At 74.7% G+C, this 26277-nt stretch carries 12 protein-coding genes; 2 read left to right on the top strand and 10 right to left on the bottom strand.

All coding sequences use genetic code 11. The annotated features are described in order from the left end of the window. The first annotated feature begins 84 nt into the window (after positions 1 to 84). Complete coding sequence (locus NX801_RS08790; RefSeq protein ID WP_258786642.1) at positions 85 to 1923, top strand: thiamine pyrophosphate-requiring protein; 1839 nt, start codon at positions 85 to 87, stop codon at positions 1921 to 1923. 222 nt (positions 1924 to 2145) lie between these two features. Here the strand turns inward: NX801_RS08790 and NX801_RS08785 are convergent, their stop codons facing one another. The 4 genes from NX801_RS08785 to NX801_RS08770 are packed head-to-tail and all read right to left on the bottom strand — an operon-like array spanning position 2146 to position 14243. Continuing rightward, the gene (locus tag NX801_RS08785) at positions 2146 to 2484 is read right to left on the bottom strand and encodes a nuclear transport factor 2 family protein (RefSeq protein ID WP_258786640.1); all 339 of its coding nucleotides are present in this window, start codon (positions 2482 to 2484) and stop codon (positions 2146 to 2148) included. Continuing rightward, on the bottom strand, positions 2481 to 3713 hold the full coding sequence (locus tag NX801_RS08780) for an MFS transporter (RefSeq protein WP_258786639.1): 1233 nt from the start codon (positions 3711 to 3713) through the stop codon (positions 2481 to 2483). The genes NX801_RS08785 and NX801_RS08780 overlap by 4 nt, the downstream gene beginning before the upstream one ends. Positions 3714 to 3721: 8 nt before the next feature. Next, positions 3722 to 11047: a non-ribosomal peptide synthetase gene (locus NX801_RS08775; protein WP_258786638.1), complete on the bottom strand. Its 7326-nt coding sequence runs from the start codon at positions 11045 to 11047 to the stop codon at positions 3722 to 3724. A 19-nt stretch (positions 11048 to 11066) separates the two neighbouring features. Beyond that, entirely contained in the window at positions 11067 to 14243 is a 3177-nt protein-coding gene (locus NX801_RS08770) for an amino acid adenylation domain-containing protein (RefSeq protein ID WP_258786637.1), read from the bottom strand. 1161 nt (positions 14244 to 15404) lie between these two features. Here NX801_RS08770 and NX801_RS08765 point away from each other — a divergent pair. Beyond that, positions 15405 to 16325 (top strand): LysR family transcriptional regulator, encoded by a 921-nt coding sequence (locus tag NX801_RS08765; RefSeq protein ID WP_258786636.1) that lies wholly within the window; start codon positions 15405 to 15407, stop codon positions 16323 to 16325. Between the two features lie 55 nt (positions 16326 to 16380). Here the strand turns inward: NX801_RS08765 and NX801_RS08760 are convergent, their stop codons facing one another. From NX801_RS08760 to NX801_RS08735, 6 genes are all read right to left on the bottom strand, one after another. Beyond that, a complete protein-coding gene (locus tag NX801_RS08760) occupies positions 16381 to 17631 on the bottom strand; it encodes a lytic transglycosylase domain-containing protein (RefSeq protein ID WP_428986106.1) in 1251 nt (416 codons plus the stop codon). A 315-nt stretch (positions 17632 to 17946) separates the two neighbouring features. After that, on the bottom strand, positions 17947 to 19008 hold the full coding sequence (locus NX801_RS08755) for a class I SAM-dependent methyltransferase (protein ID WP_258786635.1): 1062 nt from the start codon (positions 19006 to 19008) through the stop codon (positions 17947 to 17949). Further along, positions 18995 to 20212 carry a glycosyltransferase gene (locus NX801_RS08750; protein ID WP_258786634.1) on the bottom strand — a complete coding sequence of 406 codons (1218 nt, stop codon included), beginning with the start codon at positions 20210 to 20212 and terminating at the stop codon, positions 18995 to 18997. The genes NX801_RS08755 and NX801_RS08750 overlap by 14 nt, the downstream gene beginning before the upstream one ends. Then, positions 20209 to 21135, bottom strand: coding sequence for an alpha/beta fold hydrolase (locus NX801_RS08745; RefSeq protein WP_258786633.1), 927 nt, complete (start codon positions 21133 to 21135; stop codon positions 20209 to 20211). The genes NX801_RS08750 and NX801_RS08745 overlap by 4 nt, the downstream gene beginning before the upstream one ends. 3 nt (positions 21136 to 21138) lie before the next feature. Beyond that, positions 21139 to 21486 carry an acyl carrier protein gene (locus NX801_RS08740; protein ID WP_309505806.1) on the bottom strand — a complete coding sequence of 116 codons (348 nt, stop codon included), beginning with the start codon at positions 21484 to 21486 and terminating at the stop codon, positions 21139 to 21141. Further along, positions 21483 to 26276: a type I polyketide synthase gene (locus tag NX801_RS08735; protein ID WP_258786631.1), complete on the bottom strand. Its 4794-nt coding sequence runs from the start codon at positions 26274 to 26276 to the stop codon at positions 21483 to 21485. Before NX801_RS08735 ends, NX801_RS08740 begins: the two co-directional genes overlap by 4 nt. Position 26277 lies beyond the last annotated feature (1 nt).

The raw sequence follows: 26277 nt of genomic DNA, 5'->3' as shown, positions 1-26277 counted from the left end.
GACCGGCGGCGCGCGGCGCGGCCCGTACCGGCCACGGCATGGCCCGTACCGGCCCGTGCCGGTCCTGGGAGAAACGGAGTGGCGATGGCCAGCGAGAAGGTGTCGGACTACATCCTGCGGCGGCTGCGCGACTGGGGGATCGACCACGTCTTCGCCTACGCGGGCGACGGCATCAACGGTCTGCTCGCGGCCTGGGGGCGCGCCGGCGACAGCCCGAAGTTCGTCCAGGCCCGCCACGAGGAGATGGCCGCCTTCCAGGCCGTCGGGTACGCCAAGTTCTCCGGCAGGGTCGGGGTGTGCGCGGCCACGTCGGGGCCGGGTGCCATCCATCTGCTCAACGGCCTCTACGACGCCAAGCTCGACCACGTCCCGGTGGTCGCGATCGTCGGGCAGACCAACCGCAGCGCCATGGGCGGCTCCTATCAGCAGGAAGTCGACCTGGCCAGTCTGTACAAGGACGTGGCCTCCGACTTCTGCGAGGTGCTGAACGTCCCCGAGCAGTTGCCGAACCTGATCGACCGGGCCATCCGCACCGCCTACGCCCGGCGGAGCGTGACCGCGGTGATCGTCCCCGCCGACGTCCAGGAGCTGGACTACACGCCGCCGGAGCACGCCTTCAAGATGGTGCCCTCCAGCATCGGGGTGGGGCAGTACGCGCCGGTCCCGGCCGACGCCGACCTGGAGCGTGCCGCCGAGGTCCTCAACGCCGGTGAGAAGGTAGCCGTGCTGGTCGGGCAGGGGGCGCGGGGCGCCCGCGCCGAGGTGGAGCGGCTGGCCGACGTGCTCGGGGCGGGCGTCGCCAAGGCGCTGCTGGGCAAGGATGTCCTCCCCGACGACCTGCCCTGGGTCACCGGGGCGATCGGCCTGCTGGGCACCCGGCCGTCCTACGAACTGATGCGGGGGTGCGACACCCTTTTGATGATCGGCTCCAGCTTCCCGTACACCCAGTTCATGCCGGAGCTGGACCAGGCCCGCGCCGTCCAGATCGACATCGACCCGCACATGATCGGGCTTCGCTATCCCTTCGAGGTCAATCTGGTGGGCGACGCCCGGGAGACGCTCCAGCGGCTGCTGCCGCGGCTGCACCGCAAGGAGAGCCGCGGCTGGCGGGAGAAGGTGGAGAAGGACGTCGCCCGCTGGTGGGAGGTGATGCGGCGGCGGGCCGCCGTGGACGCCGATCCGCTCAACCCCGAGTACGTGGTGCACGCCCTGGACGGCAGGCTGCCCGAGAACGCGATCGTGACCGCCGACTCGGGCTCCGCTGCCAACTGGTATGCCCGCCACCTGCGGCTGCGGGGCCGGATGCGCGGCTCGTTGTCGGGCACCCTGGCGACGATGGGCCCCGGCGTCCCGTACGCCATCGGCGCGAAGTTCGCGCACCCGGACCGGCCGGCGATCGCCCTGGTCGGTGACGGCGCGATGCAGATGAACGGCATGATGGAGCTGGTCACCGCCGCCAAGTACCGGCACGAGTGGTCCGATCCCCGGCTCGTCGTGGCGGTGCTCAACAACGGCGACCTCAACCAGGTCACCTGGGAGATGCGGGCCATGTCCGGCGCGCCGCAGTTCGAGGAGTCGCAGGCCATCCCGGACCTGCCCTACGCCGACATCGCGCGGAACATCGGGCTCGACGGCGTCCGGGTGGAGAAGCCCGAGCACGTGGAGCAGGCGTGGGACCGGGCACTCGCCGCGGACGGCCCGTTCGTCATCGACTTCCGTACCGACCCGGCCGTCCCGCCGATCCCGCCGCACGCCGAGCTGGACCAGATCGAGGCCGCCGCGTCCGCCGTACTCCGGGGCGACAGCGACACCCCCGCCATCCTGAAGCAGGGCATCAAGGCCAAGGTGCAGGAGTTCCTGCCCGGCACCCGGCACCGCCGCGACCGCTCGGGCGCCGGACCGGACGACAGCGCGGGGCGCTGACCCCGGGTCACCGGACGGGGTGCCCCGCGACGACCGGCCCCGCGGTCCGGTGAACGGCTCCGGTCCGCCCGCCGGCCGGGTCGGACGCGGGCCTCCGGGGCCCGACCGGGTCGGACGCGGGCAGGGGCGCCGGGTGGCGGCCCGGAAAGCGGTGCCCGGCGGGCACGAGGCGCCCCCGGGCCCCGGCACACGCGCCGGGACCCGGGGGCGGGTGCGGGAGGGTCAGACGGCGAACCAGACGCGTTCGATGCGCTCCGGACCCACGTCGTACAGCGCGACCGCCGCGCGTTCCTCGCCGCCCTGGAAGCCGGTCACCCGCTCCTGGTCGATCACCAGCCGGCCGTGGACGACCCGCGAGACCAGCTCGGCGTGGAGGTCCGGGCTGGAGCGGAACAGGTTGTCGTACCGCTCCCGGAAGGCGGGGCCGGACCGGTCGGCGAGCTCCTCGCCGGACGGGAACGCGTACACCGGCACGTTCTCGGCGTAGAAGCTCAGGAAGGCCTCCAGGTCACGCGCGTTGTAGGCGGCCAGCTGGCCGTCGACGATCTCCTCCGGGGTCATGCCCGGACCTCCTTCTCCTGCCCGGCCGGTAGCCGCCGGGCTCGTTGGCGGATGACGAGCAGGGCGCCCGCCAGCAGGATGCCGCCGGCCACGTGCAGCAGGTCGAGCAGCAGCATGCCGGAGCCGGACTCCAGCAGCACGCCGACGGCCTGCTCACCGAGACCGAACACCACCCCGAGATAGAAGATCATGCTCGCCCGGATCTGGCCCAGCCGTTCGGCGGGGGCCGGTTCGAGGATCCGGGCGTTGGTGTAGTGGATCCAGTACGCGTTGACGAAGGTCAGCACCACATAGAGGGCCATGTGCACACCGAACGCGGTGCTGCCGGCCACCGCGCTGACGACGCCGCAGGCGGTCAGGACGCCCGCGAACACCAGCGCCCAGCGGTGGTCCCAGCCGGGCTTCCGCAGCAGCGGGGCCGTCAGCCAGAACGCCAGGCCGTAGAAGAACCAGGCGCTGGAGAAGGCGATCGGGACCGGCACCAGGTGCTGGCCCTCCGCGAGCACACTGGCGTACACCAGCATCCCGGACAGGCTGATCAGGAAGCCGATCTGGAGCAGGTTCCACGGCCGCAGCTGCGGCAGCCAGTAGCTCCGGACGGCCTCGGCGCCACGCCCGATCACGTTCCGCCAGCCGAAGGACATGTCGTCGGAGCCCGGTTCGGGCCGCTCCAGCCGGGAGGACAGCAGCCACAGCACCAGCAGCGAGGCGGCGATGTCGAAGGCGAGCGCCACCGCGAGGGTGTGCGCGGTCCAGGCGGGCACCACCGCGCAGATCACGGCGGCGAACACCATCGCGCCCTGCGGCGAGGTCACCATCTGGAGCACCGCGCCCTGGGAGCTCGACCCGGACGCGGCGGCGAGCAGCCGGTAGGCCAGCACCGAGCCGGCGCCCACCAGCGCGAACCGCAGCGCCGTCCACACCAGGATGAACCCGGGGCCTGCCACCCCCAGCCAGTCGCTCAGCAGGAACGCCGCAGCCAGCACCAGCTGCATCCCCTGGAGCAGCGCGAACTTCCGGTGGATCAGGCCCCGGTCGGCCCAGACGCCGACCAGCAGCGCGCCGACCACACCGAGCACCTGCCGCTCCATTCCGAGCAGGCCCACCAGGGTGCCGGAGTGGGTCTGCAGGGTGAAGTGGGGCACCAGCAGCAGCCACAGCACGGTCGAGCCGAGCGAGCTGAGCAGGATGGTGGAAAACGTCGAATGTACTGACCGTATGGCGCGCATGGTCCGCCTCACCGCCCCAGGACGGCCAGGCCGCCGGTCAGCAGCCGCGCCAGCGGGACGTGTACGCCGAAGGTGTCCCGGAGGGCGGCGGCGAGCCGCAGCGAGGTGAGCGAGTCCGGGTGCGGGTTCCCGGCCTCCTCCCCGCAGATCCGCTCGATGAGCCGGTCCAGCTCCGCCGGGTCCACACCGTCGAGGCCGGCGATCCGGCCCGGTGCCGGCGCGCCGGCGCGGTCGTAGTCGTCCGGCCGGCCGTCGGCGGGCCGGGGCAGCCGGGCCAGCAGCGGCGCGATCCGGTCGCCGGCCGCCGGGTCGCCCAGCAGCCCGTCGATCACGGCCTCGTAGACCTCGGCCACGGTGCGTACCGCCGTCTCCCCCAGCACCGACGCGGCGGCGTTGAAGTTGAGCCGCATCCGGCGGGTGAACAGATCGGCGTTGAAGGTCACCAGCAGGGCGAAGTCCGCGTGCTCGAACCACTTGAGCTCACCGATGACGCCCGCTCCGTCGGATCCCAACTGCTCCGCGTAGGCGCTGAAGTTGACGAAGTTGAACGCCGTCTCCACCAGGCGCCGGCCGCCGGTGGCCCGCTGGATGGAGGCGTAAGGGAAGCGCCGGTGCGGCAGGTGCTCGTGGCCGATCCGGTTGACCGAGGCCAGCAGCGCGGGCCAGTCGCCGCCGGAACGGACGCGCAGCGGCACGATGTTGAGGAACAGGCCCACCATCCGGTCGGCGTCCAGGTGTTCGGGGCGGCCGTGGCCGAAGACGCCGGTGGTGACGTCCTCCTCCCCGGTGATCAGCGACAGCGCCCGGAAGTGCGCCGCCAGGCAGACGTCCTTGACCGACACCCGGTGCCGCTCGGCCAGCCGGGCGAGGCCCGCGTAGCGCTCCTCGTCGAGCAGCAGCCCGGCCTCGGCCCAGCGGGCCCCGGCCTCGGGCGAGCGCGGGAGCTTGGTGTACGGGGCGCCGTCCAGCAGACCGGTCCAGTACGCCTCGGCCGCCGTGTCCTGCCGCGCCTGGAGCTCCAGGCGCACATAGTCGCGGTAGGCGAGCGGCGCCGGCGCGGCGGCGGTGCGCTCCTCCCCCGCCACCAGCCGCCGGTAGTCCTCCAGGAGCCGGGCCATCAGTCCGGAGAAGCTCCAGCCGTCGATGATCGCGTGGTGGAAGCTGACCGACAGATGGAACGAGTCCGCCGTGGCGCGGTGGACGAAGAACCGCATCTGGGTGGGCGCCTCCCAGAGGAAGCCGGTACTCTTCTCCGCCTCGAACCAGGCGTCGATCGCCGCCCGCCGCGCGGCCGGGGCGAGGTGCTCCAGGTCGTGCACGGTCAGATGCGTCTGCCCGTGGGCGTGCACCAGTTGGAGAGGCTCGCTGTATCCGGTGAGGGCGAAGGAGGTCCGCAGGATCTCGTGCGCGTCGACCAGGCCGGTCAGCAGGCCGGTGAGGATCTCGCGGTCGAAGGGGAGGTCGACGCGGTAGCGGATCAGGTCGTGGAAGACGCCCTGCGCCGGGTCCGTGTCGGTGTGCAGGATCATCCCCAGTTGCAGCAGGGTGGCCGGGTAGGCGTCCACCACCCCGGCCGGCAGCGCGGCCCGGTCCTCGGCCGGCAGCAGGTCGAACGGCCGGCTCGCGTCCGCCGGGTCCTGCTCCGCCGGGTCCCGTTCCACCGCGCGGACGAGCCCCTGGTCGGTCAGCTCCCGGATGCTCTGGACGCGGAACAGGTCGTGCAGCGCCACTTCCAGACCGGCCCGCCGCACCGCGCCGACCAGCCGGATGCCCTGGAGCGAATCGCCGCCGAGCCCGTGGTACGAGTCGTCGATGCCGACCCGGGGCGCGCCCAGCACCTGCTGCCAGACGGCGGCCAGCCGGGCCTCGGTGGCGTCGCGCGGGGCGGTGTACGGGGCCGCGGCGGCGGCCAGGTGGTCCTCCGGGTCGGGCAGCGCCCGCCGGTCGGTCTTGCCGTTGATGGTCAGCGGCCAGCGCTCCAGCCCGATCAGGAACCCGGGCACCATGTAGCCGGGCAGCAGCCCGCCGAGGTGCTCGCGCAGTTCCGCCGGGTCGACCACCCGGCCGGGCAGGGGCACGTGGTAGCCCGCCAGCGCCTTGCCCCCGGAGCGCCGGGAGAAGGCCACCACCAGGGAGGAGTCGATGTCCGGGTGGGCGGAGAGCGCCGCCTCGATGTCGCCGGTCTCGATCCGGTAGCCCTGGATCTTCACCTGGGCGTCGCCCCGGCCGAGATACTCCACCTCGCCGCCGGGCATCCGCCGGGCCAGGTCGCCCGACCGGTAGGCGCGGACGGGCCCGTGCCCGAGGTCCAGTTCGACGAAGCGGCGGGCGCTCTCCTCGGGCCGGCCGAGATAGCCCCGGGCGACCCCGGCGCCGGTGACGACGAGTTCACCGGTGGTGCCCACCGGCACCGGGTGGCCGGAGACGTCCAGCAGATGGAGACCCAGGTCGGGGATGGGCTCACCGATCAGGCTGCCGGGCGCCCGGGTGTCCGCCGCCGTCACCCGGCGGTAGGTGACATGCACGGTGGTCTCGGTGATGCCGTACATGTTGACCAGCCGCGGCCGTTCGTCGCCGAAGTGCGCGAACCAGTCCGCCAGGGAGGCGAAGTCCAGCGCCTCCCCGCCGAACACCACGTGGCGCAGCGGGATGTCGTCCCGTCCGGCCCGCGCCATCAGGGCCTGCTTGACCTGACCGAACGCGGACGGCGTCTGGCTGAGTACGGTCACCCCGGCGTCGATCAGCAGAGCGGCGAAGTCCTCCACCGAGCGGCTCACCCAGTACGGGACGACCACGAGCCGGCCGCCGTACAGCAGCGCGCCCCACAGCTCCCACACGGAGAAGTCGAAGGCGAACGAGTGGAACAGCGACCAGGTGTCGTCCGCGCCGAAGCCGAACCAGTGCTCGGTGGATCCGAAGAGGCGCAGGACGTTCCCGTGGGTGACCAGCACGCCCTTCGGCCGGCCCGTCGAGCCCGAGGTGTAGATGACGTACGCGGCGGACTCGGCGGTCAGTCCGTGGTCCGGGCCCCGGTCGGCGCCGTCCCCGAGCACGGCGTCCAGCGCCGCGGCCGTGCCGTCCATGGTGGCGCGGTCCGGGAAGAGCGCGCACACCTCCGGCGTGCCGACGACCAGGCGCACCCCGGCGTCCTCGACCGTGGTCCGGATGCGGTCCTCCGGATAGCCGGGGTCGATGGGGACGTAGACCGCGCCCGCCTTGAGGGTGGCCAGCACGGCGACCACCATCTCCAGGTCCCGGTCGAGGGCGAGGGCCACCAGGTCGCCGGTGGCCACGCCGCGTTCCGCGAACCGGTGGGCGAGCGCGTTGGCGCGCCGGTCCAGCTCCCGGTAGGTCAGGCTCCGGTCCCCGCAGTCGACGGCCGTGTTGTCCGCGTACCGGGCGGCCATCGCCTCGAAGCGGTCCACCAGCGTGGTGTGGCCGCCCAGTCGCGGGTCGGCCGGCCGGACGGGCGGGGCCAGCAGCTCGGCCCGCTCGGAGGCCGGCAGCGGTACGGACTCCGCCCAGCGGCTCTCGCCGCCGTCCGCCAGCGCGTGGAAGCAGCCCAGGTAGTAGCCGAGGTAGCGGTCGATCTGCTCGGCGGAGAACTGTCCGGGGTCGTAGCCGATCCGGTACTCCCAGCCGCCCTCGTAGGCGTTGGCGCCGACGTACACCACCAGTGGGGCGTTGGTCTGCTCGAAGTAGTCCACCGACACCACGGAGGGAGCCCCGGCGTCCGAGCCCTGGTGCACATGGAAGTTGGTGAAGTTGAACAGCACGTCGAAGACGGGTCCGCCGTGCAGCCGCTGGACGGACGGCAGCGGGAACCAGCGGTGCGGCTGGAGGCGCTGTTCCAGGCCGAAGCAGCGCTCGGCCAGCCGGCGCCAGCTCTCCTCCCGGTCCAGCGGCAGCCGGTAGGGCAGGGTGTTGAGGAACATGCCCAGGGCGTGTTCGGCGTTCTCCACCTCGGGCCGCCCGTTGGCCACCAGGCCGGTGGTCACGTCGTCCTGGCCGGTGATGAGGGCCTGGACGCGCAGATGCGCGGCGAGGAAGACGCTCTTGAGCGGCACCGACCAGGCGGTGGCGCGCTCGCGCAGGGTGGCCAGCAGCTCGTCCGGCAGCGGCCGGGCCGCGACGACCACCTCGGCCGCGCCCTGCCGGCCCCGGGCGCCGGGCGCCAGCCGGGGGACCTCGGCGAGCTGCGCCCCGTCGAGTTCGGCGGCCCAGAAGTCCCGCTCGGCCGGGTCCTGTTCGGCGGCCAGCTCCAGGGCCGCGTACCGGCTCTGCAGCGGCGGCGCGGAGACCCGGGCGGTCTCCCGGCCGGCGAGCCGGTCGCCGTAGCCGCGTACCCACTCCTCGACCAGCGAGGCGGCGCTCCAGCCGTCCAGCAGGGCGTGGTGGAAGCTCAGTCCGAGCACCACCCGGTCGTCCGAGAGCACGAAGAACCGCACCCGGTACGCCGGTTCCGGTCCCGCCGGGTCGACGGGACGGTGCTTCTCCGCCTCGGCCCAGGCGGCGACGGCCGCGCGCGGGTCGGGCTCGGTCCGCAGGTCCAGCACCTCGGCCGGCGGCTCGGGCACCTCCCGGACGACCATCCTCGGGCGGTCGGCCGCCTCCATGTCGAAGGAGGCCCGCAGCACCGGGTGGCGGCCGGTCATGTCGAGCCAGGCGGCGGTCAGTTCCGCCGTCACGACCCGGGGCACCTCGACGTGGTAGCGGAAGATGTCGTGGTAGACCGGGATGTCCGGGGTGAGGCTGGAGTGGTAGATCATGCCCTGCTGGAGGGCGGAGGCCGGCCACGATCCGGTGTCGTCCCCGGCGGGCTCGTCGGGACCGGCCGGTGCGGCGGCACGGACCACGGTGGCCAGATCGGCCAGCTCCTGGTGGGCGAAGACCTCGCCGACCGACACCTCGTATCCGCTCTGGCGCAGCGCCGCCACCACCCGGATGGCGAGGATGGAGTCGCCGCCGAGCGCGAAGAAGCTGTCCCGGGCGCCGACCCGGTCCACCCCGAGGGCGTCGGACCAGACCCGGGCGAGCAGCCGCTCGAGGTCCGTGGACGGCTCGGTGAACTCCCGCGCGGAGACCCCGGAACGGGGTGCCGGAAGGGCCGACAGGTCGCGCTTGCCGTTGTGGTTGGTGGGGATGGCGGGCACCGTGACGACGAACTGCGGGACCATGTACGAGGGGAGCTCGGCGGCGAGCGTGTCCCGCAGCACGGACTCCTCGAAGCCCTCCTTGGCGACCACATAGGCGCACAGCGCCTTCTCGGCCCCCTCACCGGCCACGGCCGCCACCGCGCACTCGGCCACGCCCGGCGCGCCGGCGGCCAGGTGCTCGATCTCCCCCAGCTCGATCCGGTAGCCGCGGATCTTCACCTGGGTGTCGAGCCGGCCCAGGTACTCCAGGACGCCGCCGGGCAGCCAGCGGGCCAGGTCGCCGGTGCGGTAGATCCGGCCGTAGCCCTCGGGTCCTTCGGTGAACCGCTGGGCGGTCAGCTCCGGGGCGTGCAGATAGCCGCGGGCCAGGCCGGTACCCGCGATGCACAGCTCGCCGGGCACCCCGGGCGGCGCGATCCGGCCGTCCCGGGTGCGGACCACCAGGCGGATGTTGTCGATGGGGCGGCCGATCGGCACCGAGCGGGTCGCGTCCAGGGTGTCGCAGTCGTACCAACTCACGTCCACGGCCGCCTCGGTGGGGCCGTAGAGGTTGGTCAGCGAGGTGTCCGGGAGGGTCTCGTGGAAGAGCTGGACCTGGGTGGCGGCCAGCGCCTCGCCGCTGGCGAAGACCCGGCGCAGCGAGCCGAGACGGCCGGTGGTGCCGGCGGCGCGGGTGTAGGTGAGGAAGGCGTGCAGCATGCTCGGCACGAAGTGCAGGGTGGTGGCGCGGCTCTCCGCGATCCGCTCCGCGATGCGCGCCGGGTCGCGCTCGTCGCCGTTGGGGAGGGTGGCGACCGCCGCTCCGGCCAGGGACCACCAGAAGATCTCCCACACCGACACGTCGAAGGTGAACGGTGTCTTGTGCAGGATGACGTCGTCGGCGCCGAGCGGATAGCCGCGCTGCATCCACCAGAGCCGGTTGACGATGGCGCGGTGCTCGACGACCACGCCCTTGGGCCGGCCGGTGGAGCCCGAGGTGTAGATGACGTAGCAGGGGTCGCCGGGCCCGGCGACCGGTTCGAGGTCGCCGCCGTCCGCCGCCGGGACCGCCGGGTCGGTGACGTCGAGCACCGGCCGGTCGCCCAGCACGGCCGCCGTCTCCGGGGTGGCGAGCACCAGGGTGGTGCCACTGTGCTCCAGCAGGTACTGGATGCGGTTGTCGGGCAGGGTGGGGTCGATCGGCAGATAGGCGCCGCCGGCCTTGAGGATCGCGTAGATCGCGGTGAGCATGGCGGCCGAGCGCGGCACGCAGACGCCGACGATGCTCCCCGGGGCCACCCCGCGCTCGCGCAGGGTCCGGGCCAGCCGGTTGGCGTCGGTGTTGAGCTGGGCGTAGGTGGTGCCGGAGCCGTCCGTGACGGCGATCCGGTCGCCGTGCTCCCGGGCCCCCTGCTCCAGGAAGGAGTGCAGCGGCCGGTCCCCGGGGAAGGGCGCGTCGGTCTCGTTGAAGCCGGCGATCGTGCCGCGTTCGTCCGGGGTGGCCGCCAGCAGGCCGGCGAGCGGGGTGCCGGGGGCGGTGGTGACCTCGTGGAGCAGCCGCCGGTAGGTCTCCAGGAGCCGTCCTGCGGTGTCCTCGGTGAAGAGCACCGGGTCGTAGCGCAGTTCCACGGCGGCGCCGGCCCCGGTGGTGAGGGTGAACAGCAGCGGGGTGCCGGCCTGTTCGGCGTCCCCGGGACCGAGGTCCCCGTCGACCGAGACCATGAAGTCGGTGGGGCGGCTGTCGGTCCGGCCGAGGAGCCGGGCGACCTCGATGTCGAGGTGTCCGGAGGCCTCCAGGTACGCGGCTCGTACGGTGCCCAGCAGGGCCTTCGCCGGGTCGTCCGGGCGCACCGGGAACGCCAGCGGCAGCGCCCGGTTGGGGCGGCCGAAGCGGTCCGGCGGCGCGGGGAGGAAGACCACCACGTCCTCGCGGTCGGTGGTGCGGGCGGCCAGCAGGGCGAGGACCGCGGCGGCGACGGTGCGCAGCAGCACCGGGTCGCCGGAGGTGATCCCGGCCAGGGCGCCGGCGGCCGCGGGGTCGAGCGGGGCGCCGGTCGAGCGGGGGTCGCCCGCGCCGGGCCGGAGGTGGTCGCGGATCACCTGGACGGGATCGGTCCAGGTCCCCCGGAGGGTCTCCCAGTACTCCCGCTGGGCGGGGTGGGCGAGCAGGGCCTGCTGTGCGTGAAGTGCGCTGGACATGCGGGTCCTTCGGGCCTTTCTAGAAGGTGAAGTCGGCGGCTTCGGCGGGGGTGACCGCGGACGGCCGTGCCACGGGACCGGACAGGGGGGTGTGCGGCGAGCGGTCGAGATCGTCGACCGCCGCGACCACACGGTCGAGCAGATAGCGGGCGGAGGCGGCGTCGAACAGGGCGGTGCTGTACTCCAGTTCCAGATCGATGCCGCCGGAGCGCTCGTACGCCTGGAGGTTGAGGTCGAACCGGCAGGTACCGGTGTGCAGCAGGTGCGCGTCGGCGGTGAGGTTCCCCGAGGCGACCTGGTGGAAGCCGGCGTTCTGCAGCGCGAAGAACGCGTCGATCAGGGGGAGCCGGGACGGATCCCGGGGCAGTCCCAGCCCGGCGACGACCCGGTCGTGCGGGAACGACTGGTGCTCCAGGGCCTCTTCCCGGCGGGCGCCGGCCACGGTCAGCAGCTCGGCCGGGGAGGCGTCGGCGTCCACGGTCAGCCGGAGCGCCGCGGTGCCGACGAACATCCCGACGACCTGGTCGAAGTCCGGGTGCACCCGCCCGCTCAGCGGGCTGCCCACGACGATGTCGCGCTGCCCCGACAGCCGCATGAGGGCGGCGGCGTAGGCGGTCAGCAGCACCGTGTAGGGCGTGGTGGCGGCGCCGGCGGCGATCCGGGCGACGGCCTCGGCGTGGCCGGCGGAGAGCGTCAGCCGCTCCACCGCGCCCGCCTCCGAGCGCACCGGCGGACGGGGCCGGTCGGTGGGCAGTTCCAGCCGGGGCGGGTTCGCCAGCAGCTCGCGCCAGTAGCGCTCGTGGGCGGCGTCGCCGCCGTCGGCCAGCCGGTCGCTGTACCAGCGGGAGGCGTCGGCGTACCCCCACTTGGCCTCCGGGACGGCGCCGCTGGCGAGCAGCTCCACGAGTTCCTCGGCGAGGATGCGCAGCGAGACGCCGTCGAAGACCAGGTGGTGCACATCGAGGTAGAGCCGGTGGATGTCCGCGCCGGCCGGGACCAGCAGGGCGCGCAGCAGCGGCGCGGTGCCGAGGTCGAAGGGGCGGAGCAGGGCGGCGAGGGCGGCGGTGTCGTCCGGGTGGGTCCGGAGGTCGGAGACGGTGAACTCCGGTGCCGCCGTGGGCGACACCTCCTGGCGGGGTCCTTCGCCGGTGGTGAGGAACCGGGTGCGCAGGGCGTCGTGGCGGCGTACCAGCTCGCCGAGCGCGGCCCGGATCCGGTCCGGGGTGAGATCCGGCCCGCGCAGTTCGAGCCGCAGCGGTATGTGGTAGGCGAGCGACTCCGGCGCGACCTCGGCATGGGTGCGCAGGCCGTGCTGCTGCGGGTGCAGCACGGTGGGTACGCCCTCCGGTACGGCGGTGACCGGCCCGTCCGGTACGGCGGCGGCGGCGGACGGATCGGCGGCGCGGCGGCGGACCGCGTGCGCCATGGCCCGCAGGGTGCGGTGCTCGAAGATGTCGCGGAAGGTGAGCCGGACGCGCTGCCGGGCGGCCAGCCGGCCGATGAGCGCGCCGACGGACAGCGAGTTGCCGCCGAGTGCGAAGAAGTCGTCCCCGGGGGCGAGCGGCCGTCCGTCCAGGCGCAGTACGGCGTCCCACAGCGCCGCGAGGGGCCGCAGCTCCGGGTCGAGCGGCGCGGCCGCCGCGCCGGCGGAGGCGGAACCGCCACCGCTCCCGCCGGCCGGCAGCGCGGCGCGGTCCACCTTGCCGTTGGCGTTCAGCGGGAGCCGGTCCATGACCACGAGGCGCTCCGGCCGCAGGTACTCCGGGAGCCGGGCCGCGAGGGCGGCGGTGATCCCGGCCGCCGTGCCGTCCGGGGTGGTGACGACATGGGCGACGAGCTGCTTGCCGTGCGCGCCGGCGACCGCGGTGACGCAGCCGTCCTGGACGCCGGGGCAGGCCAGCAGCACCGCCTCGACCTCCTTGACCTCCACCCGGTGGCCCCGGATCTTGACCTGGTCGTCGATCCGGCCGTGGAAGCGCAGCAGCCCGTCGGCGTCCGCGCTGACCCGGTCCCCGGTGCGGTAGTAGCGCTCGCCGCCCACCGTGATGAAACGTTCCGCCGTCAGTGCCGGGTTGCCGAGGTATCCCCGGGCCAGGCCGGTGCCGCCGGTGAGGAGTTCGCCCTGCTCGCCGGTGGGCACCGGGGCGCCGTCCTCGTCCGCCACGAGGACGGTGGTGCCCGCGACGGGCCGGCCGATCGGGAAGGGGCCGGGCTCACCGGCCCCGATCTCGTGGGTGGTGGTGAACGTGGTGTTCTCGGTCGGGCCGTAACCGTTGATGATCCGCAGCCCGGGACGCGCCTCCTGGAGGGCGCGCACATGCCGTACCGACAGCACGTCACCGCCGGCCACCACCGTCCCGAGGCCGGCGAAGACCTCCGGGTCGGTGTCGACGGTCTGGTGGAACAGTGGCGCGGTCATCCACATCACGGTGATGCCGTGCTCGCGGACGGCCGCCTTGAGCGCGTCCGCGACGAGCAGGGTCTCGGTGCCGGTGACGCAGAGCGTGGCGCCGTTCAGCAGGCAGCCCCAGATCTCGAAGGTCGACGCGTCGAACTCCAGGGCGCCGGTGAGCAGCAGCCGGTCCGCCGGGGAGAATCGGTAGAAGTCGCTGTCCCGCACCAGCCGGACGATGCCGGACTGCTCCACCATCACCCCCTTGGGGCGGCCGGTGGAACCGGAGGTGAACATGAGGTACGCCAGCGGGGAGCGGTCCGCGGACCGGGGCGCGGCGACCGGAGCGGAACCGGCCCGCCGGCCCGCCTCGATCAGCTCCTCCGGGGTGGTGATCCGGGTCCCCGGGGGAACCGCGGGGGCGAGCCGGTCCACCGCCTCGGGGGCGCACACGAGCAGCCCGGCGCCGCCGTCCGCCAGCATCAGCCGCAGCCGCTCGCCGGGGAAGTCCGGGTTGACCGGCAGATAGGCACCGCCGGCGAGCACCACGGCCAGGGTGCACACCACGGCATCCGCCGAACGGGGAAAGGCCGTGGCCACCACGGTCTCGCGCTCCACACCGTGGGCGGCGAGACCGGCCGCGAGCAGTTCCGCGCGCTCGCGCAGCCCGGCGTAGGTCAGCCGGACCGGTCCGTCGATCACGGCGAGGGCGTCGGGGCGGGCCTCGGCCTGCTCCCTGAAGAGGTCCTCCAGGAGTGGATGCCGGAGGTGCGGCGGGAGTGCTGTGTTCGTGCCCGTGTTCATGCCGGGGAACCTTTCCGTTCGTGGCCGCGCGCGCGGGCGCCTGCCTCCGGCGCGGGTGGCGGCCGGGGCGGGCCAGGGCAGGGGTGGGGCGGCTTCGGAGTACGTGCGGACACCCCCATCCGCGCGCGTCGCCGGTCGGGCGCGCGCGTCGGGCGGGGGCCGGGGGACGGCCGGGGCGCCGGAACGGAACCCCGGTCCGGGCAGCGGGAAGAGGACCGGCCGGAAAGAGCCGACCGGGGCGGCGACTACCCCTGGAATTCCGATGAGGTCATACAGAAATGAAGAGAAGATGGCGCGAGTATTTCATTCATGTGAGCGCCGGCAGATCGCATGAGATTTCCCCCCGAGTGGTCTTATTCAACGTAGCAGCGGCGCCCGTGCGCCATCTGTGGCCCGGGTCACAGGTGGCGCATAATGATCGCTTGAGGCGTCCGCACGGACCGCCGGCCACCTCCCGGCCACCCCTCCGCACCCGGCCCCGGGGGCGACTTCCGGCCTGCCCGAGCCGTGCGTGAACTCCCCTGCGGTGGAGTGAGTTTGACGCTCCTACCGGCAGGAAGCACCAGTTCGACGGCTCCACCGGACGGTTCGGCGCACCCCGCCCGGTGGGCCGGATCGAGCCGCCCGGGACCGGTCGATCCGGACCCTTCGGTAGGTGTCGGACGGTTCCTTGATGCGACTCACCTCTCCGCCAAGGTGGCGGAAACCGAACGGCGATTTCCGGTCCTGGCGCGCCACGGGACCAGGGGCCCGCTTCCCGCTCCCCGGGTTACTCGCGAGTTGTTTCAATGACTCTTTGCGCATTACATGGAGTCACGTCGGGGGCCGCTCCGCCGGTGCTCCGAAATTCCCCGTACGGGTGGGGCGTCCCGGGGGCGTCCGCCACGGCCCGCGGGCTCAGTCCGGGGAGTCGGGCCGGGCCCGCCGGGCGGCGCGCGGGCCGCGTCCCTGACGGCGGACCGGTGCGGGGTCTCCGTCCCGTCGGTGGCGTACGGCGGAGCCGGTTGTCCAACAGAGAACAAGATTGTCGAACACGGAGCCGTCCGCGTCAGCATAATGGCCCCCACGATGACCTTGGTCGGACCCCTTGGCGCGGGAGACCGGCGTGCCCGTGGCGGCGCGCGGTCCGGCCTGTGGCGCACGGACGCTCGTGAGGTGCTTGTGGAGTTACGTCGGCTGAAGTACTTCCTGGCCGTGGCCGAGACGCGCAACTTCTCCCAGGCGGCGGCGAGATGCCACATAGCCCAGTCCGCGATCAGCCAGCAGATCGCCCGCCTGGAGCGGGACGTCGGCGCCCGGTTGTTCAGCCGGACCACTCGCTCGGTACGGCTGACCGAGGCCGGCAAACTGCTCCAGCTCCACGCCCGGCGCGTGCTCGCGGACGTCGACGACGCCCGGACCGCGCTGGACGCCCTGTCCGGGCTGCGGCGCGGGCGGTTGCGCCTGGGGCTCCTCCAGCTCAGCGCCTCGCCGGTCGATCTCGCGGAGACCATGGCCGAGTACCAGACGCGGCACCCCGGCATCGAGCTCCAGGTGACCCATGCCCCCGGCGGGGAGATGGCCGGCGCCGTCCTGGCCGGGGACCTCGATGTGGCCGTCGTCGCGCTCGAACCGCGGCAGGTGCCGGACGGGCTCGACCACCGGGTGCTGGCCCGCGACCCGCTGGTCCTGGTCGTGCCGCCCGGCCATGTCCTGGCCAGGCGGCCCGTGGTCGGTCTCGACGACCTGCCGAGGGGGCACCGGTTGATCCAGTTCACCGAGGGGTCCGGGCTGCGCCATCAGGTGGAGGCCGCCTTCACCCGGGCGGGAGTGGAGCCCGGCCGGACCCTCCAGGTGGGGCAGATCCAGGACATGATCCGGCTGGCCGCGCGGGGCATCGGTGTGACGGTGGTCCCCCGCTCCTCCGTCTTCGGGGCCGACTCACCCGGGACGCGGTCCGGCACCGCCCTGCCGTACGGCGCGCACGCGCTGCGGCTGGCGGACCACCGGGCGGTGCGGCACATCCGCGCGCTGCACGACAGCAGGCGGCCGACCCCGGCCGCCACCGCGTTTCTCGAAGTGCTGTACCGGTACGCCCCGTGAGCCCCATGGGGGTTGTCGGGCCGCCGGCCGTGAACCGGGGGTACCGGCCGCGCCGTCAGGGCGTGTTCCGGTCCGGTCCGCCGCCCGGCGCGCCGCTCGCCGTCGGTGACGGGGAGCCGGTGGGGGTGGCGTCCGGGCTGCCCGGCGGGGTGGTGGAGGGGGTGCCCGGGTCCGTGGGTCCGGTGGAGTCGGTGGGGCTCGGAGTGCCCGGGGTCGTGGACGGGCCGGGACTGCCGGGCGCGGAGGGTGACTCCGTGGGACGGGGACTGGTCGTGGGACGGGGGCCGGTGGACGGGCGGGGACTGGTGGAGGGCCGGGAACCGGTGGGCGGCCGGGGGCTGTTGGTGGGGTGCGGCCGGCTGGTGGGGCGGGGGCCTGCCGGTTTTCCGGGGCGTCCGGGGTGGCTCGGACGGCCGCCGCCGGGAGCCGGGCCGATGACGACGCCGCCCGGGTCGGCGGGCCGGGTGGCGGGAGTGTCCCCGCCGGCGCCGGGGCTGTGCGGGACGGGGCCGTGTCCGTCGGGCACGCCGTGCACTCCGGTGCGGTAGAACGCCAGCCAGTGGCGGACGGTCCTCAGATACTCGGCGGAGTGGTTGTAGCTGAGCACGGCCTGGTCCAGCGGGCCCGCCAGCCCCAGATCACGGCCGCCGGCGCACAGATAGCGGCCGGCCGCCAGGGCGGCGTCGAACACATTGTCCGGGTCCGCGCGACCGTCGCCGTTGCCGTCCGCTCCCCAACTCGCCCAGGTCGACGGGATGAACTGCATCGGGCCCACGGCTCGGTCGTACCGGGCGTCGCCGTCGAACACGCCGTGGTCGGTGTCCGTGATGACGGCGAAGCCGCCGCCGTTCAGGACCGGGCCGAGGATCCGGCCCCGGGTGGTGCCGTCGGCCGTCACCGCCCCGCCACCCGCGTGGCCGGACTCCACCTTGCCGATGGCGGCGAGCAGTTGCCAGGGCAGCCGGCAGCCGGGGTCGGTGCGGCGCACGGACGCCTCGGCCCTCCGGTAGGCGGCGAGCACCGTGGCGGGCAGACCGGACTGGAGGCGTACCTCGGCGGCGTACCTCGGTGCGGCCGGACCGGCGGCGGCCGTCAGCGGCGGAAGTTCGGTGTGGTAGGAACCGTCGCTCTGGCCCGGCGCCCGGGAGCCGGGTGCCGGCCGCCGCCCGAGTGCCCCGGCGGCCCCGGGGTCACCGGAGCCGTCCGTGGCGAGACCGGGGGCCCGGTCCGTCCCGTCCTGGTCCCGGGGGCGCACCTCGCCGGGCGCCTGCGAGGCCGTGAGCAGGGTGACGGCGGCGGCCGCCACGGCGGCCCGGCGGATCCGGCGGCACACCCGGGGCCGGAGCCGCCGGGGCTTCGCCGGGGCCGCGTGCCGGGGCGAGCGGCGGGGTACGGGCGCGGCGGGACCGTCGTCGGACGGTGAGGCCGGGTCCGGGTGCCGGTCCTGGGTGGGCTTCGCGGTGGGTTTCACGGTGCACTCCTGGGCCGGCCTCGGTGGGGCGCGGAGGCCGGCGGGTGGGGGATGTGTGGGTTTCGGGGGCCGGACGCCGGTGGCCCCGGTGCCGTGGACCGGGGCCAGGGCCCCGGAGCGGTGGGACCGCCGCCGGGGTGTCCGTGGGTGTCAGTGGGTGTCGCGGCGGGCGATGACCCGGTAGGCGTTGGAGAAGCGGCTGCGCCGCAGCAGGGGGTTCAGCAGCAGGTCGGCGCCGTACGCGGCGAGCAGGAAGGGGACCGCCGCCCACACCAGGGCCCAGCGGGCGGCGCGTGCCGCCCGGCCGGGGCGGTTCGCCCAGGGCACGTCGTCGGGCGGCAGGACGCGGCCGAGCAGGAACCACGTGGCGCAGACCAGGTCGACGGGGATGTGGGCGTCGGTGCGTTCGGCGGCCACGACGGTGAAGCCGAGGCCGGTGAGCCGGTCACAGAGGTTGGACAGCGGGATGAAGTTGAGGTGCTGGGGCTGGAACCACGGCATCCAGAGGTTGCCCAGGAGCCGACCGGAGAGGGACTCGGGATCCGGCACCTCGATGAGGAGATGCCCGCCGGGGCGCAGCGCCGTGCGGGCGGCGGCGAGTTCGCTGTGCGGGTCGAGGGTGTGCTCCAGGTAGTGGAACATGCTGACCGTGTCGTACCGGTCCGCCATGGTGTCGGCCAGTTCGGTGAGCTGGCCCTGGTGGGCCTCGGTGATACGGCCCTGCCGCTCGGCCAGCAGCACGCTCTCGCCCATGTCCAGGCCGTCGAAGCGGGTCTGGGGCAGCAACTTCTTCGCGCTGGCCGGAAAGTGGCCGTGTGCGGTGCCGACGTCGAGCCAGCGGTGCGGCCGGATATGCGGCAGCAGGGCGCGCACACTGTGCTGGAACCGCCGTACGCTGCCCCGGCCTTCGAACATCCTGGCCGTGGTCTCGGCACCGAGGCCGTCGTAGAAGTCACGGTAGTAGAAGTCCAGGCCCTCCTGGCTGAGCCGCGGGTTCTGGAAGACATGGCCGCAGGACACGCACTCGTCCAGGACGAACCGGCCGGGCTTGCGCTGCACCTGGTCGACCGTGCGCAGCTTCACCCGCAGCTCGGGGCCGAGGCACCAGGGGCAGCCGGTGCGGCGGGGCAGGAAGAACCGGTCGGTGCCGTCGGCCAGTTCCTCCTGGTAGCTGGTGCGGAGTCTGGCGATCTGTTCGCTATGGGCTGCCATGGGCTGTTCCCTCTCCCTGGTCCCGCTGTGCCGTCGGGTGTCCGGCCAGCTCTTCGAGGTGGGTGGCGGCGGCGCCGGCTCCTCCGGCGCGGTGGAAGGACGTCCCGATGCGGCGGGCGGCCTCGTGGTAACGCGGTTCGGTGAGGACGGTGTCGAGCGCGGCGCCGATGTGGGCCCGGTCGGCGCGGCCGAAGCGCAGCCGTACGCCGGCGCCCGCGTCGACCACCTGCTGGGCGACGACGGGCTGGTCGTCCCGGATGGGCGCGACGACCAGCGGGATGCCGTGCCAGAGCGACTCGGTGACGGTGTTGTGGCCGGCGTGGCAGATCACCGCGGAGACGTGCTGGAGCAGGGCGCGCTGCGGGACGAAGGACCGTATGAGCACGGTGGGGCCGGTGTCGGTGCCGGCCAGCGCTCCGCCCGGGTCCGCGACGACGGCGCGCAGCCGGTCGGAGCGTTCGCGCAGCGCGGCGGCGGTCTCGGCCAGGAAGCGGGCCCCGGCGTCCCGGTTGACGGTGCCGAGGGTCACCAGGACCAGGGCCGCGCCCGGGCGGCGGCCGAGCCACTCCCAGGGGAAGTCACCGTACGCGGGCCGGCCCGGCAGCGCGGGGCCGACGAACCGGACGCCCTCCGGCGGGCGCTGTACGGGCCCGAGGAATTCGGGCGTGGTGAAGGCCAGCGTCAGACGCGGGGAGAAGCGCGGGTCCCCCGTGGCGGCGGGGTCTCCGATGCGGGCGCGCAGCGCGGCGAGCAGACCGGTGAGCCAGGCCGCCACGGAGGGCATCCCGGCGAGGCTGCCGGTGAGTTCGGCGGAGGTGGTGGCCGAGGTGGCGTACGGGACGCCGAGCCGCTCGGCGACGAGGGCGCCGGCCAGGGTCTGCTGGTCGCTGACGACCACATCGGGCCGGAAGTGGTCGATGGCGGCGGCGACACCCGGCGCCATGGCGTCGGCCAGTGGGACGAAGAACTCCTGCCACAGGAACTGCAGGGCGGCGACCCCGCGCAGGCCCGGGGGCCGGCCCTCCAGGCCGTCGGGGCCCGCGCACACATAGACCTCCGCCTCCTCCCCGACGAGGCGGCCGATGATGCCGGGGCGGCCCGCCCAGGCCACGGTGTGGCCCCGGGCGGCGAGTTCGGCGGCGACCTCGGCGGCGGGGTTGATGTGGCCGCTGAGCGGCGGCACCACGAACAGACAACGGCTCATCGGCCGCTCCCCGTCGCCGGGCGGGCCGGCCGCACACCGGACGCCCCCGGCGCGAGCCGGGCGAGGGCCGCGTCCGGTGCTCCGGCCGCAGGCCGGGCCGGGGCGTGCTCGTCCAACCAGGCCAGCGTCACCCGGCTCACCTCGGCGGGCGCCTCCACGAGGACCGAGTGCTTGTGGCCGGGGACGACGACCCGGCGGCAGCGCGGCAGCGCGGTGGTGAGATACGCGGCCTCGGCGGCCACCAGCCCGTGTTCGCCGTTGATGAGCAGCACCGGGCAGGCGAGCGAGGCGAGCCGGTGGGCCGGCGGCCGGCGGCTGCGGGGAAGGTCCCGGGCGATGGTGGTCGCCTTGATGAGACGGCCCGCGTTGCGGCCGAGGCGGGCGATGCGGGCGTCGTGGGCCGGATCGCCGGTGCGGGTCGACGACACCGTGCCGTACTGCTCGGTGAACCAGGCGAGCGCCTGGTCCTCGGGCAGGGTCTCGGTGGCCCGGTGCAGCGCCCCGGCCATGGCGTCGGCCCAGCCGGGATTCACCGGGCAGGCTTCGACGGCCGTCACACTGGCCACCCGGTCCGGGTGGTGGACGGCGAAGTCGAAGGCGAGAGTGCCGCCGAACGAGTTGCCCACCAGATGGACGGGTTCGGTGAGGCCGAGGGCGTCGAGCAGGGCGACCAGGTCGGTGGTGAAGTCCTCGACGCGGTAGCCGGACCCGGGGCGTTCGGTGCGGCCGTGGCCGCGCAGGTCGTACATCACCGTCGCGCGGCCGTGGGCGGCGAACGCCGGGGCGAGCGTGAAGTAGAAGCTGGCCAGGGTGTCGATGAAGGCGCCGTGCAGAAACACGACGACGGGCGGCCGGCGCGACACGCCCTCGGGGGCGAGGCGCTCGACGTGGTGCCGGAGGCCGCCGGCGCGGACCATCGCCATCGCTCACTCCCCCGCGACGGAGGTGCGGGCGGCCACGATGTGGTCCACCAGGTCGCCCACGGTCAGGGCGATGATCGCGTCGGGGTCCAGACCGGCCACGAACTGCGCGAGGTTGGCACGTTCGCCGTACCGCTCCGCGAGGTGCCCGGAGAGGGTGACCAGGTCGATGCTCTCCAGCTCCAGGTCCTCACCGAGGCGGGTCTCCCGGGTGATCTCGGGAAGGCCGGCCGCGTACTCCTCGAGGATGAGCGCGATCATCGAGCCGATCTCGGCCAGGACGGCGTCCGGGTCCGGCGGCCCGGCCGCGCCCGTCCTGGCGAGGCCCGCGGGTACGGGGTCGGTGCTGGTCACAGGAGGTTCTCCTCGGGGGGTGTCACCGTCCAGGCCACGACATGGGCCCGGTCGGAGTGGGTGATGAGGGTGCAGCGCACACGGTGGCGGCGTCCGCCCACCGTGACGGTGAGGGCGTCGGGAGCCGCGTCGGTCACCTCGAACTCCCAGGGCCTGCCGCCCAGTCCGGTCCCCTCGGCCTTCGCGACGGCCTCCTTGGCCGCCCAGAAGCGGGTGAACCACAGCGCGGGGTCGCCGTCGGCGCGTCCGGCGAGCAGGGCCAGTTCCCGCGCCCCCAGGGCCGTCCGCACGGCCCCCAGGGGGTGGTCGGTGACCTCCTCGATGTCGATGCCGACGGCGCTCGCGGTCCCGGCGGGCCGCACCAGGGCGGCGGCGGTGCGGCCCTGGTGGGCCAGCGACAGGCGCAGCGGCGGCACCTCGCGGCCGTGCACCCCTTCGGCGTACGGGCGGCCCGCCGCGTCGTTGCGGATCCGCAGCTCGGCCGGGTACACGTCGCCCGCGCCGTGCCGCCACAGCCAGTGGCGGACCGCGTCCTTGGCGGCGATGCGCCCGAGCAGCCAGGGGCCGCGGGCGCGCGGGGAGCGGCGCGCGTACGCCTCGCGTTCGTCGTGGCCCAGGTGGGTGCGCATGACGAGGTCGCGGGAGGCGAGGTCGGGCCAGGTGTCCCGGACCAGGCACCAGCCCTCGGGGACGGCCTCGGAGAGGGTGCGGCGTTCCGGGTAGCCGTGGTCGCGGCGGGTGTCGGGGGCCGCGAAGCGGCGGTCGCGCCAGCCGGTGATCTCGGCCCACACCGTGGCGTCGTCCAGGGTGAGCCGGGCGTCGCAGGTGACCGTGGACTCGGTGACGGCGGTGACGGTGATCCGGCAGTGCACGCGGGTGCCGGGCGCGGGCTCGGGGCCGTACAGGCGCAGTTCGCGGAGGGCGACCGGGAAGAGCACGGTACGGGTGCGGTGGGTGGCCATGAGCCAGTAGCCGAGGAGCTGGCCGACGTTGTCGAGGAGCGCGCCGGGGGCGCCGGGCACGGTCACGGTGCCGCGCACACCGCGCGGGCCGAGGGCGGTCAGTTCGGTGATGCCCTGGAAGGCGGGGCCGTGGAACATCCAGCGATCCGTGTACAGCCGGTGCGCGGGCAGGGCGCAGGGTTCCTCCGTTTCGTCTTCCCGAGCGGGGTCCCCTCGCCCCGGCGGGGCCGGGAAGCCGGGGGCCGTCTCGACGACCGCGCGGGCGTAGGCGCCGAAGCCGACGTCGTACTGTCCGTCGGGGCGGCGGCGCGCGGTGACGGTCACGTCCTCCGGGGGCAGGGCGGTCACCCACTTCTCCAGGCGCAGGTCGCGCACGGCGATCACCTGGTGGCCCGGTGCGGCGCGGCGCGCGGCGGCGGCGGCGAGATGGTGCACCACCGTGGTGGCGGGCACCACCGGGTGCCGGTCGGCCGGTTCGGGCCAGCCGGGGCGCTGCGGGAAGAAGCAGTGGTCGAGCAGATAGGGCATGGTCTCCACGGAGACCCGCAGAGTGCTGCGGTGCTCCCCCGGGCCGGCCGCGTCGAGCACGGCGCCGACGGCGTGGGCGGTGTCGCTGAGGAGGGCGTCGACCTCGGCGGCCAGCGGATGGCGGTCGTGGAAGCGGGCGAGCGGGGCGGAGGCGGCCGGCTGCGGGGCCGCGCCGGCGGTGGCGGTGGCCAGTTCGGTGCGGAGTGTGTCGCGCAGGCCCCGGTCGAGGGAGAGCAGGGCGCCGCCCAACTGGAGCCGGACCGGGGCGGACCTGCGGGGCACCGGTGCGGCCGGCTCCTCGGGCCCGGTCCCCGCCGGTGCCGTACGGGGGCCGCGCCCCGGTGGCTCCGTCGACTCGGCCGGAGCCGCTTCCGGTGCCCGTACGGTCGGTGCGGCGGCCGGGCGCGTACGGGCGCGCGGGGCCGGCTCGTACCCCTCGGTCCACAACGCGGTGCGGACGCGCAGCAGTTGGCCGAGCCCGCCGTTGCGGGGGTGGTCAGCGACGACGGAGAGGTGGTCGCGGCCGCGCAAGGTGTCGTCCACCAGGGAGGTGAGACCGCCGGCGCCGACCTGTACGAAGGCGCGGAATCCGGCCCCGTACAGCGACTCCGTCAGCTGCCTGAACCGTACGGGCTCCAGCAGGTGCCGCACGAACAGGGCCCGGACCTCGGCGGGCTCCCCCGGGAAGGGTCCGGCGGTGGTACCCGACCACACGGGGGTCCGCGCGGGGTGGATGCCGGTCTCCCGGACGCCCGCGGCCAGGGGTTCCAGGTAGGGCGCGAGCATCGGGGTGTGGAAGCCCGAACGGAACGGCAGCACCTGGCAGATGACGCCGTCGGCGCGCACCTCGGAGAGCAGGGCGAGGATCGCCGGTTCGGGACCGCAGACCATCGACTGGCCGGGCGAGTTGTCGTGGGACAGGACGACACCCCGGTGTGACGCGAGCGCCTGCCGCGCGTACGCGGCGGAGGCGCCGAGCGCGGCGAAGACGACGCCGGGCACCCGGAACGCGTCCGGGTCGAAGGCGGAGAGGACGGCGTCCGCCGCGTCGGCGGCGAAGATCCCGCCGGAGATCATGGCCGCCCACTCCCCGACACTGTGCCCGGCCAGGCCGTCGGGGTGGATGCCCTCGGCCCGCAGGGCCGTGTCGAGGACGCGCGCGACCCGGAGCACGCCCAGGCCGTGGCGGGCGACATCGCCGGCGGGCGCGGGGCCGGGCGGGCGCAGGCCGTAGTGGGCGGCGACCTCGTCGGCGCCGGAGGCCGTCTCGGCGTCGAGCCCGGGGAAGAGGAACGCCAGCCTGCCGCCGCCGGCCCGCCCGAGGAGCGGGCTCGGGGCGAACCACACATCGCTCCGCCCGCGCCAGGGGCGTCCCTGGGGGACGACGCGGCGGGCCAGCGCGATCCGCCGCGCGTCGGGAGCGACGACGGCGAGCCGCACCGGGCCGGGGGCGGAGCCCGCCGTGCCGCCGGCTCCTCCGGCGCCCGGCGTCCCGGATGCGCTGTCCGCGCTCGCCCTGGCCCGCAACGCGCTGTCGTCCGCGTCGAGGAGCCGGGCCAGCGCGGCGGGGGTGGCGGCGGTCAGCCGCAGGACCCGCTCCGGTTCGCGCACGGACGTCGCGGTGCCGGTGTTCCGGGCCGGGACCGCCGCTGCCGGGGCGATGGCCTCCCCGGCGGCGGGGACCGGCGTGTCGGCGGCGGGAACGGGCGCCCGGCCGGCGGGCGTGGCGACGGCGACGACCGGGGCGGGGACGGGTGCCATGTGGAGCCCGGGGCGGGGCGCCGCGTGGTGCTTGGAGCGGCGCGCCGGCGCCTCTTCGAGGACGACATGGGCGTTGATGCCGCCGAACCCGAAGGCGTTTACGGCGGCGCGGCGCAGCGGGGCGTCCCAGGGCACGGAGGCGGCCAGCGGGCTGAAGCGGGTGCGGTCCAGGTCGGGGTGCGGGGTGTCGCAGTGGAGTGTGGGCAGCAGGGTGGCGTGGTGCGTGGCCAGGGCCGCCTTGACGAGGGATGCGACACCGGCGGCGGGCATGCAGTGGCCGATCATCGACTTGACGCTGCCGATGACGGCCCGGTCGGCACCGCCACGCCGGGGCCCGAACACCTCGGCCAATGTGGCCAGTTCGGCCGCGTCCCCGGCGGGGGTGGCGGTGCCGTGAGCCTCCAGGAGACCTACGGAGCCCGTGGCGCGCGGGTCGATCCCGGCGGCGTCCCAGGCCTGGCGGACGGCGCGGGCCTGGCCCCCGGAGTCGGGGTGCATCAGGCCGGAGGACCGGCCGTCGCCGGCGACACCGGTGCCCCGGATCACCGCGTACACCCGGTCGCCGTCGCGTTCGGCGTCCGTGAGGCGTTTGAGCACCACCACACCGGTGCCCTCGCCGACGAGGATGCCGTCGGCCTCCGCGTGGAAGGGGCGGATGCGGTCGGTCGGTGAGAGGGCGCGCAGCTGGGCGAAGACCGACCAGAGGGTGATGTCATGGCAGTGGTGCACTCCCCCGGCGAGCACCATGTCGCAGCGCCCCTGCGTGAGTTGGGCCACCGCGTGGTCGACCGCGACCAGCGAGGAGGCGCAGGCGGCGTCGACCGTGTACGCGGGGCCGCGCAGGTCGAGCCGGTTGGCGATGCGGGAGGCGGCCAGGTTCGGGACCAGGCCGATGGCCGCCTCCGGCCGCTCGGGCCCGAGGGCCGAGGTGAACGCCTCCCGGACCCGGGCGAGCCAGTCGGCGCCCAGGCCGGGCAGGATCTCCCCGAGGGTACGGGTCAACTGATGTGCGGTGCGTACGCGTTGGTCGAGCCGAACCAGGCCCGGGGTGAGGTAGCCGCCCCGGCCGAGGACGACGCCGACCCGGTCGCGGGGCGGCAGCCGGTCCTCGCCGCCCGCGTCGGCCAGGGCGCGGGCGGCGACGGTGAGCGCGAGCAGCTGGTCGGGTTCGGTGTCCGGGACGGCCGCCGGCATGATGCCGAGCCCGGCGGCGTCCACCTCGGTGAAGCCGTCCACGAATCCGCCGCGGCGGCAGTAGATGTGGTCGGCGGAGCGGTCGGCCGCCTCGTAGGGCCGGTAGTAGGCGGCGTCCCAGCGGTCCGGTGGCACCTCGGTGACGGCGTCCACGCCGTCCCGCAGATTCGTCCAGTAGGTGTCCAGGTCGGGGGCGCCGGGCAGCAGGACCGCCATGCCGACGATCGCGACCGGCACCGCCGCGCCGTGCGCGGGTGAAGAGGACGAGGTGGGCGGGGTGAGTGAGGTGGACGGGGAGGACGGGGCGGAGAAGGCGGATGAGGCGGGGAAGGTGGGGGAGGTCATC

Source organism: Streptomyces pyxinae (genome assembly GCF_024756275.1).
GTDB lineage: Bacteria > Actinomycetota > Actinomycetes > Streptomycetales > Streptomycetaceae > Streptomyces > Streptomyces pyxinae.
Note: the sequence above shows the minus strand (reverse complement) of the source record. Positions and strands in the feature narration are given on the sequence as shown.